Source organism: Blautia sp. MCC269 (assembly GCF_018785655.1).
Classification (GTDB): Bacteria; Bacillota; Clostridia; order Lachnospirales; family Lachnospiraceae; genus Blautia_A.
Map to the genome: position 1 here is coordinate 1 of NZ_WQQE01000057.1, position 1,452 is coordinate 1,452.

The following is a 1,452-nucleotide window of genomic DNA, read 5'->3' on the forward strand; positions in this document are numbered from 1 at the left end:
GAATCCTCTAGGCCGAATATCCAAGGTTTCCAGGGTAAAGCTGATCTGCCCTGGGTGAGTCGGGACCTAAGGTGAGGGCGAGAGCCGTAGCCGATGGACAACAGGTTGATATTCCTGTACTGCAGTATAACAGAACTGTGGGGACACGTAAGGAGAGCGGGAGCCGGGGATGGATTGTCCCGGTACAAGCGAGGTACCAGTATGGTAGGAAAATCCGCCATGCAATGGGAAGACGTGATGTGGAGCGAAATATAGTAGCGAAGCCCGTGAGCCATGCGTCAAGAAAAGCCGCTATTGTTTATATTGTACCCGTACCGTAAACCGACACAGGTGGATGAGGAGAGAATCCTAAGGCCGGCGGAAGAAGTATTGCCAAGGAACTCGGCAAAATGGCCCCGTAACTTAGGGAGAAGGGGTGCCTGCGAGAGCAGGCCGCAGAGAATAGGCTCAAGCAACTGTTTAGCAAAAACACAGGTCTATGCGAAACCGAAAGGTGAGGTATATGGGCTGACGCCTGCCCGGTGCTGGAAGGTTAAGAGGAGAGGTCAGACGCAAGTCGAAGCTTTGAATTTAAGCCCCAGTAAACGGCGGCCGTAACTATAACGGTCCTAAGGTAGCGAAATTCCTTGTCGGGTAAGTTCCGACCCGCACGAAAGGCGTAATGATTTGAGCGCTGTCTCGGCAATACATCCGGTGAAATTGAAGTGCCAGTGAAGATGCTGGCTACCCGCGCCAGGACGGAAAGACCCCATGGAGCTTTACTCCAGTTTGGCACTGGGGTCCGGTGTTGCATGTACAGGATAGGTGGGAGGCTGAGAAACGGTAACGTCAGTTGCCGCGGAGCCGCTGTTGGGATACCACCCTTGTGATATTGGGCTTCTAACCAGCCGCCGTGATCCGGCGGTGGGACAATGCCAGGCGGGGAGTTTGACTGGGGCGGTCGCCTCCGAAAGGGTATCGGAGGCGCCCAAAGGTTCCCTCAGAATGGACGGAAACCATTCGAAGAGTGCAAAGGCAGAAGGGAGCTTGACTGCGACACCGACGGGTGGAGCAGGTACGAAAGTAGGGCTTAGTGATCCGGTGGTATTAAGTGGGAATGCCATCGCTCAACGGATAAAAGCTACCCTGGGGATAACAGGCTTATCACTCCCAAGAGTTCACATCGACGGAGTGGTTTGGCACCTCGATGTCGGCTCATCGCATCCTGGGGCTGTAGTAGGTCCCAAGGGTTGGGCTGTTCGCCCATTAAAGCGGTACGCGAGCTGGGTTCAGAACGTCGTGAGACAGTTCGGTCCCTATCCGGCGTGGGCGCAGGATATCTGAGAGGAGCTGTCCTTAGTACGAGAGGACCGGGATGGACGGACCGCTGGTGGACCGGTTGGCTTGCCAAAGCCATGGCCGGGTAGCCAAGTCCGGAAGGGATAAACGCTGAAGGCATCTAAGCGTGAAGCC

General features: G+C 55.4%; 1 rRNA gene. It reads left to right on the top strand.

The features are described from left to right. Positions 1-1,452, top strand: a 23S ribosomal RNA gene (locus GPK88_RS16075); the annotation flags it as partial.